Source organism: Pantoea sp. ICBG 985 (genome assembly GCF_002928365.1).
GTDB lineage: Bacteria > Pseudomonadota > Gammaproteobacteria > Enterobacterales > Enterobacteriaceae > Pantoea > Pantoea dispersa.
The window spans coordinates 339,509-354,553 of record NZ_POWM01000001.1 but is presented as its reverse complement, the minus strand read 5'-3'; the positions used below and the strand labels follow the sequence as shown (position 1 = coordinate 354,553).

Here is a 15,045-nt window from a genome sequence, read left to right as displayed (position 1 = left end):
GCAGCCGGTTTCTATCATCATCGAAACATTAAGCATTAAGGAGTAAAGCTATGGCCGTAACTAAGCTGGTTCTGGTGCGCCACGGCGAAAGCCAGTGGAATCAGGAAAACCGCTTCACCGGATGGTACGACGTGGATCTGTCCGACAAGGGTCGCACCGAAGCCAAAGCAGCCGGTCAGCTGCTGAAAAAAGAAGGTTTCGTGTTTGATTTTGCCTACACCTCAGTGCTGAAGCGTGCCATCCACACTCTGTGGAACGTGCTGGATGAGCTGGATCAGGCCTGGCTGCCGGTCGAGAAAACCTGGCGTCTGAACGAGCGCCACTACGGTGCGCTGCAGGGTCTGGACAAAGCGGAAACCGCTGCAAAATATGGCGACGATCAGGTGAAACAGTGGCGCCGCGGCTTTGCCGTTACGCCGCCAGAGCTGGATCGTAACGACGAGCGTTTCCCGGGCCACGACCCGCGCTACAAATCCCTGACCGACGCGCAGCTGCCAACCACCGAAAGCCTGGCACTGACCATCGATCGCGTGATCCCATTCTGGAACGAGAGCATCCTGCCGCGCATCAAGAGCGGTGAGAAAGTGATCGTTGCCGCGCACGGTAACTCACTGCGCGCGCTGGTGAAATACCTCGATAACATGAGCGAAGATGAGATCCTCGAACTGAACATCCCAACCGGCGTACCGCTGGTGTATGAGTTCGACGAGAACTTCAAGCCAATCAAACATTACTATCTGGGTGATGCCGAAGAGATCGCAGCGAAAGCCGCCGCCGTTGCTAACCAGGGTAAAGCGAAGTAAGTTCACGCTGAAACGCAAAAGGCCAGACGCGAGTCTGGCCTTTTTTTATGCCGTGCGCTGCCGTTAGCCGCGACGGGTTTTGATCGCCTGCGCCAGCTGACGCAGCGCTTTTTCCGTGTCGTCCCAGCCAATACAGGCGTCGGTGACGCTCTGGCCGTACACCAGCGGTTTACCGCTGTCGAGGCTCTGGTTGCCTTCCACCAGGTGGCTCTCAATCATCACGCCGGTAATCGCCTGCTCGCCGCCGGCAATCTGCTGCGCCACGTCTGCGGCCACCACCATCTGACGCTGGAACTGCTTGCTGCTGTTGGCGTGGCTGAAGTCGATCATCACCTGTGGACGCAGGCCCGCTTTTTCCAGCCCGGTTTTCACCGCCGCAACGTGTTCCGCACTGTAGTTTGGCTCTTTGCCGCCGCGCAGAATGATGTGGCAATCTTCATTACCGCTGGTTTCGACAATCGCCGAATGACCATATTTGGTGACCGACAGGAAGCAGTGCGGCGCGCTGGCAGCGCCGATGGCATCGATGGCTACTTTGATGGTGCCGTCAGTGCCGTTTTTGAAGCCGACCGGACAGGAGAGCCCGGAGGAGAGCTCGCGGTGCACCTGCGATTCGGTGGTGCGCGCACCAATGGCGCCCCAGCTCATCAAATCCGCCATGTATTGCGGTGTGATCATGTCGAGGAACTCACCGGCAGCCGGAAGTCCGGTGTCGTTGATATCCACCAGCAGCTTACGCGCCAGGCGCAGGCCGTCGTTAATCTGGAAGCTACCGTCCATGTAAGGATCGTTGATCAGCCCTTTCCAGCCCACCGTGGTACGCGGTTTTTCAAAGTACACGCGCATCACCACTTCCAGCTCACCCTTCAGCTCCTCGCGCAACGTCAGCAGGCGAGCGGCATACTCTTTGGCTGCCTGCGTATCGTGGATGGAGCATGGCCCAATCACCACCAACAGGCGGTCATCTTCACCGTGCAGAATGCGGTGAATGGCCTGGCGGGCCTGGGCAACGGTTTGAGCAGCGTTATCGGTGGCGGGGAATTTTTCCAGCAGCGCAACAGGGGGCAGTAACTCTTTGATCTCTCTGATGCGTAAATCGTCGTTCTGGTAATCCATACTTATTCCATTCAAATTTCTGGCCCTGCGTACGCCGGGCGCAACCCGTCCAATGTATCCCTTCAGGCACCAGGTGTAAATTATGTCCTGTGCGCAAATGGCTCGCTCAGATTTGCATTTATTCGTTTCTGAACTAAGCTTTTTAAACGTAAGCACTGAGGAATGAGGTGCTTTCGCTATTTATATTCATGCCGAACACTCATGACGGAATTAAATTCCGTCGCGGCACGCTTTTTTCGTCAAACAGCACCAGCGGGTGTCACGCGGCAACTATCCATTTATTACAGGAGCATAATGATGAATAAGTTTGCATTGATTTTTCTGACGGCAGCGATGACTTTGGGCAGCGGCGCAGCACTGGCTGCGGATAACAACAACGGCCAGGCGAATGCGTCAGCAGAAGCCGGCGCAGCCGCGGGCGGCGCGAAAGAGAATCTGCCGCCAAATAATGTCGACAATAGCAACATTAATAATGGCAGCATGAACACCAACGGCGCGGCGACTTCCGGTACCAGCTCCGGCAATATGTCGGCCAGCCAGGAACATAAAAATACCATGTGTAAAGATGGTCGCTGCCCGGATATGAACAAGAAAGTTGAAACCAAGGAAGGTGGTGGTCACGTCAAACATAAAACTGACGGCACCACCCAGTAATCCACGCGGAGCGTGATGCAGGGCGAGCTTCGGCTCGCCCTGTTGTTTTTCCCCTGCCCTATTTCCGCTATGCTAACGCTATGAAATCCACAGGAACTGTTTCATGGCCGCGCTGCTGCTTATCGATGATCACCCTTTAGTTGAAGTCGCGCTGGAAGCGGCCTGCCTCAACGCCCCTATTCCATTACAGCTGTACGCCGCCGGTGACGAAGCCCAGGCGCGCCAGCTGCTGCAACAGCATCATATTGACCTGATTGTGCTGGATATCGGCCTGCCGGATAGCGATGGTCTGGAGCTGCTGCGCCGTCTGCGCGCGCGCCATCCGCAGTGTCCGGTGCTGATTTACTCGGCCCAGCAGAGCCGCCACACGCTGCTCAGCGCCGCCTCGCTCGGGGCGGCCGGCTATGTGGTGAAGAGTCAAAGCATGGCGCAGTTGCTGAGCGCGATTCTGGCGGTGCTGGGCGGCCAGCAGGCGTTTCCACCGCTGCCGGAGCGCATTGCGCTGCCGCTCACCGAGAAAGAGCAGCAGATTGTGGCGCTGCTGGTGCGTGGGCTGTCGAATATTCAGATTGGCGAACAGCTGCACATCAGCAATAAAACCGTCAGCACCCACAAGAAAAATATCCTCGAGAAGACCGGCGTGCAGTCGGTGGTCGAGCTGGCAGAACTGTGGAAAGCGCAGCAGTGAAACGCTGGCTGTTGCTGTTCGCGCTGTTTTTCAGTCTGCTGGCGCGCGCCGGATTGCAGCCCGCCAGCAGCGTGATGCTGCCCGCCATGATGCCCGCGCCGCACGCCGAGCCGTGGCCGGGACCGGTGCTGCGCGTGGCGGTGCCGGCGCAAAACAGCGCGCCCTGGGCGATGCGCATTGGCGATCGCATCTGGGGCATTGATGCCGATTATCTCAGCGCCCTCAGCCAGCTGAGCGGCAGCACATTCAGCCTGCACGGCTATCCTGACTTTGCCGCCCAGCTGGCGGCGCTACAGCGTGGCGACGTGGATATGGTGCTGAGCACCCGCCAGCGCGATCTGCCCGCCGACGTACTGACCAGCGAGAGCTGGTTCACCAGCCCGATGCGCATCTACCGCAATCGCGACAACCAGCGCGCGGTGATGTTCAACAGTGACAACGCCCAGCTGACCATCGCCGCCGACACGCTGGCGCAGCTGCCGCAAACCTTTGCACATCGCCACCGCTGGCAGACGCTGCCCGGCAATTTACAGGCGCTGTATGCGCTGCTGAACCAGCAGAGTGACTATCTGGTGGCCGATGAAGCCAGCGCCGGTTTCCTGCTCAGCCAGCTGCAGCAGGGACAGATTTATCAAATCACCGCCGATCCCGGTGCCGGCGAGCTGTCGCTGCGCGCGCAGACACGCGATCCGGCGCTGATTGCCTGGCTCAACCGCCAGCTGCGTTTGCTGCCAGCGGAGTTCAGCAATCGCGTGCAGCAGCGCTGGAGTCCACCGCTGCTGCGCTATCAGGATACGCAAACCCTGATGCTGACGGGCGAAGAGAAACAGTGGCTGGCGCAGCAGGATGCCATCCCTTATGCCGCCGAGAGCGATAACGCGCCGTGGAGCTATCGCGATGCCAGCGGCAACGCGCGCGGCTTCGGTATTGACCTGCTTAACGCCCTGAGCCAGAGTACCGGCCTGCGTTTCACGCCGCGCTGGGTCAATAATCCGCAGCAGGCCGCCAGTCTGTTGCAGCAGCAGCAGGTGATGCTCAACCTGTTACAGCCGCTGTACGGGGACGATGCTAACCGCACCGCGCTGCCAGTGTGGCGCGCCATCTGGGGCATTTACACGCTGTCCGACAGGCAGCCGATGGGCTGGTCCGCGCTGCACGCTCAGCGCGTCGGCGTGCTGCGTGGCGATCTGGCGCAGCGTCTGCTTCCGGCTGAAATCGCGCCTCAGCTGTTCGACGATCGCGCCCAGCTGTGGCAGGCCCTCAACACTGGCCAGATTGATGCAGTGGTGGATAACGTGCTGTCGGCGCGCTGGCGCATGGCCAGCCATGAGGGCAACCGCGTGCATCTCGCGTTTGTGGCCAGCGATATCGCCTGGCCGCTGGCGCCGCAGGTGAGCGCACAGCAGCCACAGCTGAGCGCCCTGCTCGACCATGCGCTGCAGCAGATTCCGGCAGATACGCTGAACCAGATGCGCGTCAGCTGGTCGCAGCCGCCGCAGCCCGGCACCACCATGACGATGCGCAATGTGCCGCTGCTGATTTTGATTGCGGCCGCCGTGATCATCCTGCTGTTGCTGGTATTGCTGCTGCGCCGTTATCTGCAGCAGCGGCGTGAGCGGTTACAGCGCGAGCAGGCAGAACGCGCCAATGCCGCTAAAAGTCAGTTTCTCGCCACCGCCAGCCACGAGCTGCGCACGCCGATGCAGGCGATTCTCGGTCTGCTGGAGCTGGAGCAGCAGCAGCATCCGAGCGCGCGGCTCGATCTGATGCACAGCAGCGCCCGGTCGCTGATGACGCTGCTGAACGACCTGCAGGATCATGCGCGTATCGAGAATCACAGCTTCCGCCTGACGCCGCGCCCGCTCGATCTCAGGTTGTGGCTACAGCAGCAACAGCAGTTTTACCACCCGCTGATGCGCGATGGCGGGCCACAGCTGCACGTAGCGGCGCTGACCCCGCTGCCGGCCAGCGTGATGCTCGACAGCGATCGCCTGCAGCAGGTGGTGAACAATCTGGTGGCCAATGCGCTGAAATTTACCCGCCACGGCGAAATCCGCCTGACGCTGGCGGTCACCGGGGATATCGCGCTGACGGTGAGCGACAGCGGCAGCGGCATTCCGCTCAGCGAGCAGGCGCAGCTGTTTGAACCGTGGTATCAGGCGCCGTCGGGCAAGCGCCATGCGGTGCAGGGCAGCGGCCTCGGGCTGTTTATCTGTCGCGAGATTGTACAGCGCATGGGCGGCACGCTGTCGCTGGAGTCCGCGCCGCAGCAGGGCACCACGGTGAGCGTGCGCCTGCCGCTGGAACCCTGTGCGGCATCGGCGGCGGATGACGCCACGCACTGGCCGCACTATCCGCAGCTGCGCGTGGCGATTGTCGACGATCACCCGACCAATCTGCTGGTGATGCAGCAGCAGCTGGCAAGCTTTGGCATTACTGCGGCGGTGTTTGAGGATGGCCGCGAACTGCTGCGGGCCGATGCGCAGCAGCCGTTTGATGTGCTGTTTATCGACCAGATGATGCCACGCCCGGATGGCCTGACGCTGCTGCGCATCCTGCGCCGCCGTCAGCGCCAGCGCGTGCAGCCTGCGCTGCGCATACTGTGCTCCGCCGACGTACAGCTGCTGAAACTGCCGCTGCAGGCGCACGAAGCGCAGCTGGTCAAGCCGGTAACTCTGCGGGATATTGCACCGCTGCTGGCGCAGGCAGTGCGCGATCCGCTGCAGGTGCTGCCGGACAGCCTGCAGATTCTGGCGCAGCACAATCCGGCTTTCATTCCGCGTATTTGCCACACCCTGCAGCGTACGCTGCAGCAGGATCGTGATGCGCTGCTGCAGGCGAGCGCGGCTGCAGACTGGCCCCAGCTGGCGCGCGCGGCGCACCGCCTGAAAGGCAGCTGGCTGATGCTCGGCATTGACGACGTGGCCGCCCGCTGCCAGCAGCTGGCCGACGCGGCAAAACAGCATCAGCCTGACCGTGATAATCTCAATTTACTGATATCATTAACGAACAGGCTACTTAACCAACTGGAACGTTATGGCACACACTCATTCTCACAGTGAGCACGGCGGCAACCGCGCGCGTCTCGCCGCCGCGTTTGGCGTCACCGCGCTGTTTATGGTTGCCGAGGTCATCGGCGGGCTGGTATCCGGCTCGCTGGCGCTGCTGGCCGATGCCGGACATATGCTCACCGACGCCGCCGCGCTGCTAATGGCGCTGCTGGCCGTGCAGTTCGCCCGGCGCAAACCGAATGCGCGTCACACTTTTGGCTTGCTGCGTCTTACCACGCTGGCAGCGTTCGTTAACGCCATCGCGCTGCTGGTGATTACCGTCCTGATCGTCTGGGAAGCACTGCGCCGTTTTTACCAGCCCGAGCCGATTGAAGGCGGGCTGATGCTCGGCATCGCCATTGCCGGCCTGCTGGCGAATCTGCTGTCATTCTGGCTGCTGCACCGCGGCAGCGAAGAGAAGAATCTCAACGTGCGTGCTGCCGCGCTGCACGTGCTGGGCGATCTGCTGGGTTCGGTGGGCGCAATCGTGGCGGCGGTGATCATCATGCTGACCGGCTGGACGCCGATCGATCCGATTCTGTCGCTGCTGGTGGCGTTGCTGGTGGTGCGCAGCGGCTGGGCGCTGCTGCGCGAGAGCCTGCACGAGCTGCTGGAAGGCGCACCGACGCATATCGACGTGGATAAGCTAGCGCGGGCGCTGACACGTCACATTGATGAAGTGCGTAATGTGCATCATGTGCATGTGTGGCAGGTGGGCGAAAAGCCGGTACTGACGCTGCACGTGCAGGTGATTCCGCCGTACGATCACGACGGCCTGCTGCGACGCATTCATCAGTATCTGCACCAGCATTATCAGATTGCCCATGCCACGGTGCAGATGGAGTATCAGCCCTGCGTCGGCCCGGACTGCGAGTTATGCGAGGAGAGCGGCACGCAGCACGAGCACGCAGCGCTGGAAGGCCACGCGCATCACCACCACTAATGGGACAGCGCGCGCGAACCCTGTTCCCGTGCGCTCTGCATCCACAGGCGCGTGCCGTTCAGCGCGATCAGCGTCAGAATGGCGTACTCCAGCGCCATGGCATACACGCCCTGACGCGCGAAGATCATCACGCTGATAACGTTGATCACCACCCACAGCAGCCAGTTCTCGACGTATTTGCGTGTCATCAGGATCATCGCCACAATCGACAGCACCATCATGCAGGAATCCCAGAACGGGAAGGCATCTGGCTGCAGCTGCGGCATCGCCACGTTAAGGCCGAGCGACTGCATCAGGCCCACCGCGGTGCGCGTGAGGAAAGCGAATACCGGGTCGATATAGCGCGTCATCAGCGCAATGGCGATCACGCAGGCGGCGCCCCAGCCGATGGCTTTCGGCAGCGGCAGCCAGCGGATTTTCAGCGCCGCTTCATGGCTGCTGGTCTGCCGGCTCCACGCGTACCAGCCGTACACGTTGGCAACAAAGAAGAACAGCTGCAGCAGCAGGCTGGCATACAGCTGAATCTGAAAGAAAATCACCGCAAACAGCGTGACGTTAATCAGACCAAACAGGTAGTTGATAATTTTTTCCTGGCTGGCAAGCCAGATACACAGCAGGCCGGCCAGCGTACCGATCGCCTCAATCCATGACAGATCGTAGCCGCCGACGCCAATCGGAATATGAACCAGAATATTGTGTGTGCTAAAGAAGTCCATCATCTGCACCTGTATGAAAACCGCCTCAGGCGTTCCCTTTCAGCGTAAGTTTGAGTTGTGCTGCAAAGTCTAGCATGCGGTTGAGCGGCAGCAACGCTGCCTTGCGCAGTGCCGCATCGACGTGAATTTCATGCTGTGCGCCGCCGTGCGCCAGCCCTTCAGCGATAGCCTGCAGGCCATTCATCGCCATCCACGGGCAGTGCGCGCAGCTGCGGCAGGTCGCCCCTTCGCCTGCGGTTGGCGCTTCCAGTAACTCTTTATCCGGTACCGCCTGCTGCATTTTGTAGAAGATGCCGCGATCGGTCGCCACAATCATCTGCGGATGCGGCAGCGTTTTGGCGGCCTGAATCAACTGGCTGGTGGAACCGACCGCATCGGCCAGTTCGACAATCGCCTGCGGTGACTCCGGGTGCACCAGCACCGCCGCGTCAGGATAGAGCGCTTTCATGCGCTGCAGTGCCTGGGTTTTGAACTCATCATGCACGATGCAGGCGCCCTGCCAGCACAGCACATCAGCGCCGGTTTGCTGCGTGACATAGCGGCCTAGGTGGCGGTCCGGTGCCCAGATGATTTTTTCACCGCGACTGTCGAGATATTCAATCAGCTCAACCGCAATGCTGGACGTCACCACCCAATCGGCGCGTGCTTTTACCGCCGCCGACGTGTTGGCATACACCACTACAGTCCGATCCGGATGCGCATCGCAGAAGCGGTTAAATTCGTCAATCGGGCAACCGAGGTCAAGCGAGCACTCCGCCTGCAGCGTGGGCATCAGCACGGTTTTTTCCGGGCTAAGGATTTTGGCGGTTTCGCCCATGAAACGCACGCCGGCCACCAGCAGCGTTTGCGCCGGATGCTGGCTGCCAAAGCGCGCCATCTCAAGGGAATCCGCCACGCAGCCGCCAGTCTCTTCGGCCAGCGCCTGAATTGCCGGATCGGTGTAGTAATGCGCCACCATCACCGCATCGCGTGCTTTGAGCAGACGTTTAATTTCTTCGATGTAACCGGCTTTTTCCTGCGGGCTGAGGCGCGCCGGTTTCGGCGGGAAGGGATAAATGGCGCTTTCGGCATCAAACATTGCACTCATGACACGGCTCTCGTTTTATCGATTTAACAAAATCGCCCATCAGGACGATGATGCGGCATTAAATCCGCCATCATGTTTTATATGCTAAACACAATAGCGGATTACGCCGAGCCTGTCGTGTGATTTTTATGCGGGAAGTACCAGCTGCGCGCCGGCCTGCGCCTGTTGTGGGCTTTCCAGCTCAAGCAGAAACGCTTTTACCGCCAGGCCGCCAGCGAAGCCGGTGAGCTTACCGTTGCTGCCGATAACCCGATGACAGGGCGCCATGATCGACAACGGATTTTTACCGTTGGCAGCCCCGACGGCACGTACCGCTTTCGGGTTGCCGATCTGCTCCGCGATTTGCAGATAGCTACGGGTTTCACCAAACGGAATGGTGAGCAGCGCCTGCCAGACCTTTTTCTGAAACGCAGTGCCAACGGTGTCGTACGGCATGTCAAACTGCTGACGCTCGCCGGCAAAGTACTGGCGCAGCTGGCGCTCAGCCTCACAGAGAATCGGATGCTGGTCGTTACGCGCGATCGGTTTCAGCGGCACACGCTGCGCGCCTTCGTTTTCCCATAAAATGGCTGACAGACCGCGATCCGTGGCAATGAGCGTCAGTTCTCCGACGGGCGTGGTAATGATTTTAGCGTGATACATGTTGCACCTCCGACGTGGGCTATGCGGATGATTATCGCACTTTTGCGCGGCGAAACTGGCTGTTTTCGGCCATGAGCATAAACTGGTTAGCTGTCCGAAAGCAGCCAGTTTTCCATCTGCACCTGCGCGACGATGGTGTTTATTTGCCGGAGACGATGATGTTTGATCCTGAAATTGCCTATCAGGCGCTGACGGCGCGCGACAGCCGTTTCGACGGGGTGTTTTTTGTCGGCGTGACCTCCACCGGTATTTACTGCCGTCCGATCTGTCCGGTGAAAGCGCCGATGCAGAAGAACTGCCTGTTTTTCACCAGTGCCGAAGCGGCTGAAAAGGCGCACTTTCGCCCCTGCCTGCGCTGTCGTCCCGAGCTGGCACCTGGTTCGGCGCCAGTCGATAGTCATCATCGCATCGCCGACCGGCTGATACGCCGTATCGAAGAAGGCTTACTGGAAGAACAGGAGACGCTGGCTGAGATCGCCAGCGAGTTTGACCTGAGTGAACGCCAGCTAAGGCGGGTGATTCAGCAGGAGCTGGGCGTGTCGCCACTTGAACTGCGGCAAACCCGGCGTATGCTGCTGGCGAAGCAGCTACTGACTGAAACCGCATTGCCGGTGACCGAGATTGCCTATGCCAGCGGTTTTCGCAGTCTGCGCCGTTTTAACGACGTGTTCCAGGCTCGCTATCGCATGACGCCTTCGCGTCTGCGTAAGCAGATTCAGACGGAAGCCCTGAATGGTGAGCAGGAGAGCGCCGAACTGCGCCTCAGCTACCGGCCTCCTTATGACTGGGACGCCATCCTCGATTTCCTGCAACAGCGCGTGATGAAGCAAGTCGAGTGGGTCAGCGAGGGCGTTTATCATCGTACTGTGGCGCTCGGTCAGTGTCGTGGCTGGGTGCGCATTAGCCATTTGCCGGAAAAGCAGGCGCTGAAGGTGCAATTTACTACCACGCTGACGCCGGTGCTGCCTGCCCTGCTGCGCCGCTTGCGCGATCTGTTTGATCTGGATGCCCAGCCACAGCGCATCAGCGAGCAGCTCAGCCAGGATCCGCTATTAGCTGCGAGTCTGGCACGCTATCCAGGTTTGCGCGTTCCTGGTGCCTTTGACGGCTTCGAGCTGGCGGTCCGCGCCATCCTCGGCCAGCAGGTGACGGTGAAAGCCGCGACCACGCTGAGCAGTCGCGTGGCGGAGCGTTTTGGCGCGCCCCTCACCACGCCGTGGCCTGCGCTCTCCCGCTTACCGCCAGAGGCCGAATCACTGGCTACTGCAACTCTGGATGATATCGCCAGCCTCGGCATTGTGAGCGCCCGCGCGCAGGCGATCCAGGCACTGGCCGGGGCCTGCGCCTCAGGAGCGCTGCGCTTCAATGGCGCGGTTAATCCGGACGTGGTGCAGCAGCAGTTGCTGGCGCTGAAGGGTGTCGGGCCGTGGACAGCGAGTTATATCGCCATGCGCGCCCTGCGCTGGCCGGATGCCTTCCCGAAAGAGGACATTGCGATCCGCAATAATCTCGGCGGCGTGAGCGCAAAGGTCGCAGAGCAGATGTCACAGGTGTGGCGCCCGTGGCGCAGTTACGCGGTGCTGCATATCTGGAAGAGCCTGACGCCGGATAAGGTAAAAAAGTAGATCAGCTTGAAACCTTGCAGCCAGCCGAAAGTACCGGGCGGTTCCGTAAAGTCGCCGTAAATACGTCCCTGTAGGCTCTGCCGGCGGTTTACTCGCCTCATCCCTGAGGCTCGCCCACTTTGTGGGCCAACGCTACGCGTTGTTCAAAAATGCTCCCGGCATTTTTGTCCATGCGCCGGAAGCTTTACTCCACCGCTCCGTACCCTTCGGCTTCATATTAACTCTCTGCGCCTTGCTGAAAGCGCTGCAAAACTAAAGCAGCTGAAATGCCTGACAGCCAGAAAAGGCGGGTGCGGAGGAGCGAAGCGTCCGAGCCATGGATGGCGAGGCCGATCCACAGGGATGTGAGGTTCCTTTGCGATCCGCCCCGCCTTATCTGGCCGGTGCACAATCTCAAAGCAACCCATCTAACACTTTAAAAAACGTAAAAAAGCAAAAAGGCGCCTTTAGGGCGCCTTTCTACATAACTGGTGGGTCGTGCAGGATTCGAACCTGCGACCAATTGATTAAAAGTCAACTGCTCTACCAACTGAGCTAACGACCCGCTCGGGAAGTGGCTTACAACTTTCGACTTGATGGTGGGTCGTGCAGGATTCGAACCTGCGACCAATTGATTAAAAGTCAACTGCTCTACCAACTGAGCTAACGACCCATCAAGGTTGTGAAGCAAACTGAAGTGACATCAAAACTGAATGGTTGAGATGGTGGGTCGTGCAGGATTCGAACCTGCGACCAATTGATTAAAAGTCAACTGCTCTACCAACTGAGCTAACGACCCATCTTCAGTGCTGCCGATACTTGTTAAGATATGTCCCGGCAACGGCGGCATATATTACTGATTTAGCGGGAGGGCGCAACCCTTATTTTCCGCTAAATGTCTCAACTGCTTACCTTTCATGCGGCAAGACCAGAAATCAGACGAAATCCGGTCTTAACTGCAGCAATTACATGGCAGCGAGCCGTTTTTGTGCCTGCTTAGCGGACTCAGAGTTAGGGAACTGTTTGATCACCTGCTGGTAGACCGCTTTCGCTTTCGCTGTATCGTTCTTCTCCTGCATGATCACCCCAACCTTAAACAGCGCTTCCGCCGCTTTTGGCGATTTCGGGTAGTTTTTAACTACAGTGGCAAAATAGTAGGCCGCATCGTCCTTTTTGCCTTTGTTGTAAAACAACTGACCCAGCCAGTAATTGGCATTCGGCTGATAGGTGGAGTCAGGATACTTCTTCACCCACGCCTGCAGCGCAGTAATCGCCTGGTCGTACTGCTTCTTCTCAAGAATCAGCGCGACGGCAGCATTGTAATCGGTGTTGGCATCGCCGGTTTGTGCGGGTGCAGCGGCAGCCGTATTGCTGCTCCCCGCATCAGCGTTTCCCGCTGCGGCACCGGCTGCTGCATCGGCACCACCGCTGGCCTGCGCACCATTACTGCTGCTCAGACTGTCGATCTGCTGATAAAGCTGCTTCTGCCGCTCAATCACCTGATTAAGCTGATAACTGTTCTGCTGGATCTGCCCGCGCAGCGAATCGATATCGCTTTGGTTATCACTCATCTGCTGCTGCAACTGCTGCAGAAGCTGAGCCTGGGCATTGGAGATACGTTCAAGAGTGGTGACACGGTCTTCGACCGAGCCTGAGCCAACGCTACTGATTGACGCCTGGGCATTAGCGGCCCAGGGGGCCGCTACGCCAACCAGTAACGACAGACTCAACAGATGAAGTCTGAAGTTACTAATCATGTGATTCTCTTAGTAAACCAGTACGGCACGACGGTTTTTAGCGTAAGCCGCTTCGTCGTGGCCCAGTACAGCAGGTTTCTCTTTACCGTAAGATACGATAGACATCTGGTCAGCAGACACGCCTTTACCCTGCAGGTACATTTTAACGGCGTTAGCACGACGCTCGCCCAGGGCGATGTTGTACTCTGGGGTGCCGCGCTCATCCGCGTGACCTTCGATGGTCACTTTGTAAGATGGGTTGCTGCGCAGGAAAGCAGCGTGCTGATCCAGCATCTGAGCGTATTCAGACTGCACGTCATACTTGTCCAGACCGAAGTAAACGATGTTGTTCTGCTGCAGCTGCTGCATCTGCAGACGCGCCTGCTCGTCAGAAGACATGTTGCCGTTCTGGCCAGCGCCAGCGCCGTATGCACCGTCAGCACCCATACCGGTCTGATCGTTGTTGTTGTTTTTGTGAGAGCTACATGCAGCTACCGCGATAACCGGCAGAGCCAGCATCAAACCCTTCAGCACTTTGTTCAGTTGCATTTCTTTATCCTATTATTTTGTTTGCCATACATTTTACTCCCCCGCCAGGCGAGGGAGCGATGCATCACAGATACGGCGACCAGGCAGGGAATTTGACCTGTCCATCAGTTGCCGGAAGACGCGCTTTGAAACGCCCATCGGTTGAAACCAACTGCAACACGGAACCCATCCCCTGAGTAGAGCTATAGATTACCATCGTGCCGTTAGGAGCCAGACTTGGCGTCTCATCCAGGAACGTGTCCGTTATTGTCTGAACGGCTCCCGTTTCCAGATCCTGTTTGGCGACGTGCTGCGCGCCACCCGCGCTGCTAATCATCACCATCGTTTTACCGTCAGATGACACATCCGCATCCTGGTTCTGAGCACCTTCCCAGGTAATGCGCTGTGGCGTTCCGCCGTTAACGTTAACTTTGTAAATCTGTGGCGCACCGGCCTGATCCGAAGTGTAAGCCAGCGTCTGGCTGTCCGGGAACCAGGTAGGTTCGGTGCTGTTGTAGCGGCCATCGGTCACCTGACGCGTCTGACCGGAGGCCAGATCCATCACGTACAGGTTCAGGCTACCGGTTTTCGACAGGGCGAAGGCCAGCTTAGATCCGTCCGGCGAGAAGGCCGGTGCACCGTTGTGACGCGGATAAGAAGCTACCTGACGGATAGCGCCGTTGGCCAGCGTCTGCACCACCAGCGCCGATTTACCGCTTTCAAAGGTCACGTAAGCCACTTTGCTGCCGTCTGGCGACCAGGCCGGTGACATCAGCGGCTGCGGCGAACGGTGTACCACAAACTGGTTGTAACCATCGTAGTCAGACACGCGCAGCTCGTACGGGAACTGACCACCGTTGGTCTGCACCACATAGGCGATACGGGTACGGAACGCGCCTTTGATACCGGTCAGCTTCTCAAACACTTCATCGCTGGCGGTATGCGCAGCATAGCGCAGCCACTGTTTGGTGACTTTATAGGAGTTCTGCGCCAGCACGGTGCCCGGTGCGCCACCGGTATCCACCAGCTGATAAGCCACCTGGTAGCTGCCATCGGCGTTCGGCGTAACCTGCCCGACGACCACGGCATCAATACCCAGTGCGCTCCACGCGGCAGGCTGAACTTCCTGTGCGCTGGTCGGCTGCTGTGGCAGACGAGAGCGATCCAGCGGATTGAATTTACCGCTGTTACGTAAGTCTGCTGCGACGATGCCACCAATATCTTCGGGTGCAGCGCCCGGACCGGCCCACTGGAACGGCACCACACCAATTGGGCGCGCGGTATTCACGCCCTGCGTAATTTCAATGCGTACTTCCGCGTGCAGCATCGCTGCCCACAGCAGTACAAAAAAACCTAAGGTTACACGAAGTGCCTGCTTCATCTTATCTCCCTTATCTGAACCTGAGTTCATGATAATTCGCACAGTTCCTGAAAAAACACGAGTACTCATAGAGTACGGCAAGCTAACCTTAGTTCAA

13 protein-coding genes and 3 tRNA genes are annotated in these 15,045 nt (G+C 58.8%); 6 read left to right on the top strand and 10 right to left on the bottom strand.

Features of this window, described 5'->3' with window-relative positions:
* The first annotated feature begins 50 nt into the window (after positions 1-50).
* The gene (gpmA, locus tag C1Y42_RS01810; protein ID WP_104092702.1) at positions 51-803 is read left to right on the top strand and encodes a 2,3-diphosphoglycerate-dependent phosphoglycerate mutase; all 753 of its coding nucleotides are present in this window, start codon (positions 51-53) and stop codon (positions 801-803) included.
* Positions 804-866: 63 nt separating this feature from the next.
* Here gpmA and aroG read toward each other — a convergent pair whose 3' ends face one another.
* Entirely contained in the window at positions 867-1,919 is a 1,053-nt protein-coding gene (gene aroG, locus C1Y42_RS01805) for a 3-deoxy-7-phosphoheptulonate synthase AroG (RefSeq protein ID WP_021508517.1), read from the bottom strand.
* Positions 1,920-2,216: 297 nt separating this feature from the next.
* On the opposite strand from aroG, the gene C1Y42_RS01800 reads away from it, so the two are divergent.
* The 4 genes from C1Y42_RS01800 to zitB all read left to right on the top strand — a co-directional run bounded on the left by C1Y42_RS01800 (position 2,217) and on the right by zitB (position 7,254).
* Entirely contained in the window at positions 2,217-2,573 is a 357-nt protein-coding gene (locus C1Y42_RS01800) for a YbgS-like family protein (protein WP_088516301.1), read from the top strand.
* A 103-nt stretch (positions 2,574-2,676) separates the two neighbouring features.
* Positions 2,677-3,261, top strand: coding sequence for a response regulator transcription factor (locus C1Y42_RS01795; protein WP_021508519.1), 585 nt, complete (start codon positions 2,677-2,679; stop codon positions 3,259-3,261).
* The gene (locus C1Y42_RS01790; protein ID WP_233210679.1) at positions 3,243-6,323 is read left to right on the top strand and encodes an ATP-binding protein; all 3,081 of its coding nucleotides are present in this window, start codon (positions 3,243-3,245) and stop codon (positions 6,321-6,323) included. Before C1Y42_RS01795 ends, C1Y42_RS01790 begins: the two co-directional genes overlap by 19 nt.
* Positions 6,298-7,254 (top strand): CDF family zinc transporter ZitB, encoded by a 957-nt coding sequence (gene zitB / locus C1Y42_RS01785; protein ID WP_058757864.1) that lies wholly within the window; start codon positions 6,298-6,300, stop codon positions 7,252-7,254. Before C1Y42_RS01790 ends, zitB begins: the two co-directional genes overlap by 26 nt.
* On the opposite strand, the gene pnuC is transcribed toward zitB, so the two are convergent.
* From pnuC to C1Y42_RS01770, 3 genes are all read right to left on the bottom strand, one after another.
* Positions 7,251-7,970, bottom strand: coding sequence for a nicotinamide riboside transporter PnuC (gene pnuC / locus C1Y42_RS01780; protein ID WP_058769456.1), 720 nt, complete (start codon positions 7,968-7,970; stop codon positions 7,251-7,253). The genes zitB and pnuC overlap by 4 nt on opposite strands.
* A gap of 25 nt (positions 7,971-7,995) precedes the next feature.
* Positions 7,996-9,057 carry a quinolinate synthase NadA gene (nadA, locus tag C1Y42_RS01775; protein WP_104092701.1) on the bottom strand — a complete coding sequence of 354 codons (1,062 nt, stop codon included), beginning with the start codon at positions 9,055-9,057 and terminating at the stop codon, positions 7,996-7,998.
* Between the two features lie 126 nt (positions 9,058-9,183).
* A complete protein-coding gene (locus C1Y42_RS01770; protein ID WP_021508524.1) occupies positions 9,184-9,699 on the bottom strand; it encodes a methylated-DNA--[protein]-cysteine S-methyltransferase in 516 nt (171 codons plus the stop codon).
* A gap of 158 nt (positions 9,700-9,857) precedes the next feature.
* Here C1Y42_RS01770 and C1Y42_RS01765 point away from each other — a divergent pair, with 158 nt between their 5' ends.
* Positions 9,858-11,324: an AlkA N-terminal domain-containing protein gene (locus C1Y42_RS01765; protein ID WP_104092700.1), complete on the top strand. Its 1,467-nt coding sequence runs from the start codon at positions 9,858-9,860 to the stop codon at positions 11,322-11,324.
* Positions 11,325-11,792: 468 nt separating this feature from the next.
* On the opposite strand, the gene C1Y42_RS01760 is transcribed toward C1Y42_RS01765, so the two are convergent.
* The 6 genes from C1Y42_RS01760 to tolB form a co-directional block, all read right to left on the bottom strand.
* Positions 11,793-11,868, bottom strand: a tRNA-Lys gene (locus C1Y42_RS01760).
* 32 nt (positions 11,869-11,900) lie between these two features.
* Positions 11,901-11,976, bottom strand: a tRNA-Lys gene (locus C1Y42_RS01755).
* 50 nt (positions 11,977-12,026) lie between these two features.
* Positions 12,027-12,102: transfer RNA gene (locus C1Y42_RS01750), tRNA-Lys, on the bottom strand.
* Positions 12,103-12,268: 166 nt separating this feature from the next.
* Positions 12,269-13,060 carry a cell division protein CpoB gene (gene cpoB, locus C1Y42_RS01745; RefSeq protein WP_058757869.1) on the bottom strand — a complete coding sequence of 264 codons (792 nt, stop codon included), beginning with the start codon at positions 13,058-13,060 and terminating at the stop codon, positions 12,269-12,271.
* A 9-nt stretch (positions 13,061-13,069) separates the two neighbouring features.
* Positions 13,070-13,588, bottom strand: a complete 519-nt coding sequence (gene pal / locus C1Y42_RS01740) for a peptidoglycan-associated lipoprotein Pal (protein ID WP_021508527.1) — start codon at positions 13,586-13,588, stop codon at positions 13,070-13,072.
* Between the two features lie 64 nt (positions 13,589-13,652).
* Positions 13,653-14,948, bottom strand: coding sequence for a Tol-Pal system beta propeller repeat protein TolB (gene tolB, locus C1Y42_RS01735; RefSeq protein ID WP_021508528.1), 1,296 nt, complete (start codon positions 14,946-14,948; stop codon positions 13,653-13,655).
* Positions 14,949-15,045 lie beyond the last annotated feature (97 nt).

What these genes read in the sequence shown, in the direction of transcription:
- C1Y42_RS01765 (WP_104092700.1), top strand. Translation starts at nt 9,858, where the DNA reads ATGTTTGATCCTGAAATTGCCTATCAGGCGCTGACGGCGCGCGACAGC.
- C1Y42_RS01795 (WP_021508519.1), top strand. Translation starts at nt 2,677, where the DNA reads ATGGCCGCGCTGCTGCTTATCGATGATCACCCTTTAGTTGAAGTCGCG.
- aroG (WP_021508517.1), bottom strand. Translation starts at nt 1,919, where the DNA reads ATGGATTACCAGAACGACGATTTACGCATCAGAGAGATCAAAGAGTTA.
- zitB (WP_058757864.1), top strand. Translation starts at nt 6,298, where the DNA reads ATGGCACACACTCATTCTCACAGTGAGCACGGCGGCAACCGCGCGCGT.
- C1Y42_RS01800 (WP_088516301.1), top strand. Translation starts at nt 2,217, where the DNA reads ATGAATAAGTTTGCATTGATTTTTCTGACGGCAGCGATGACTTTGGGC.
- gpmA (WP_104092702.1), top strand. Translation starts at nt 51, where the DNA reads ATGGCCGTAACTAAGCTGGTTCTGGTGCGCCACGGCGAAAGCCAGTGG.
- nadA (WP_104092701.1), bottom strand. Translation starts at nt 9,057, where the DNA reads ATGAGTGCAATGTTTGATGCCGAAAGCGCCATTTATCCCTTCCCGCCG.
- tolB (WP_021508528.1), bottom strand. Translation starts at nt 14,948, where the DNA reads ATGAAGCAGGCACTTCGTGTAACCTTAGGTTTTTTTGTACTGCTGTGG.
- pal (WP_021508527.1), bottom strand. Translation starts at nt 13,588, where the DNA reads ATGCAACTGAACAAAGTGCTGAAGGGTTTGATGCTGGCTCTGCCGGTT.
- C1Y42_RS01770 (WP_021508524.1), bottom strand. Translation starts at nt 9,699, where the DNA reads ATGTATCACGCTAAAATCATTACCACGCCCGTCGGAGAACTGACGCTC.
- pnuC (WP_058769456.1), bottom strand. Translation starts at nt 7,970, where the DNA reads ATGGACTTCTTTAGCACACACAATATTCTGGTTCATATTCCGATTGGC.
- cpoB (WP_058757869.1), bottom strand. Translation starts at nt 13,060, where the DNA reads ATGATTAGTAACTTCAGACTTCATCTGTTGAGTCTGTCGTTACTGGTT.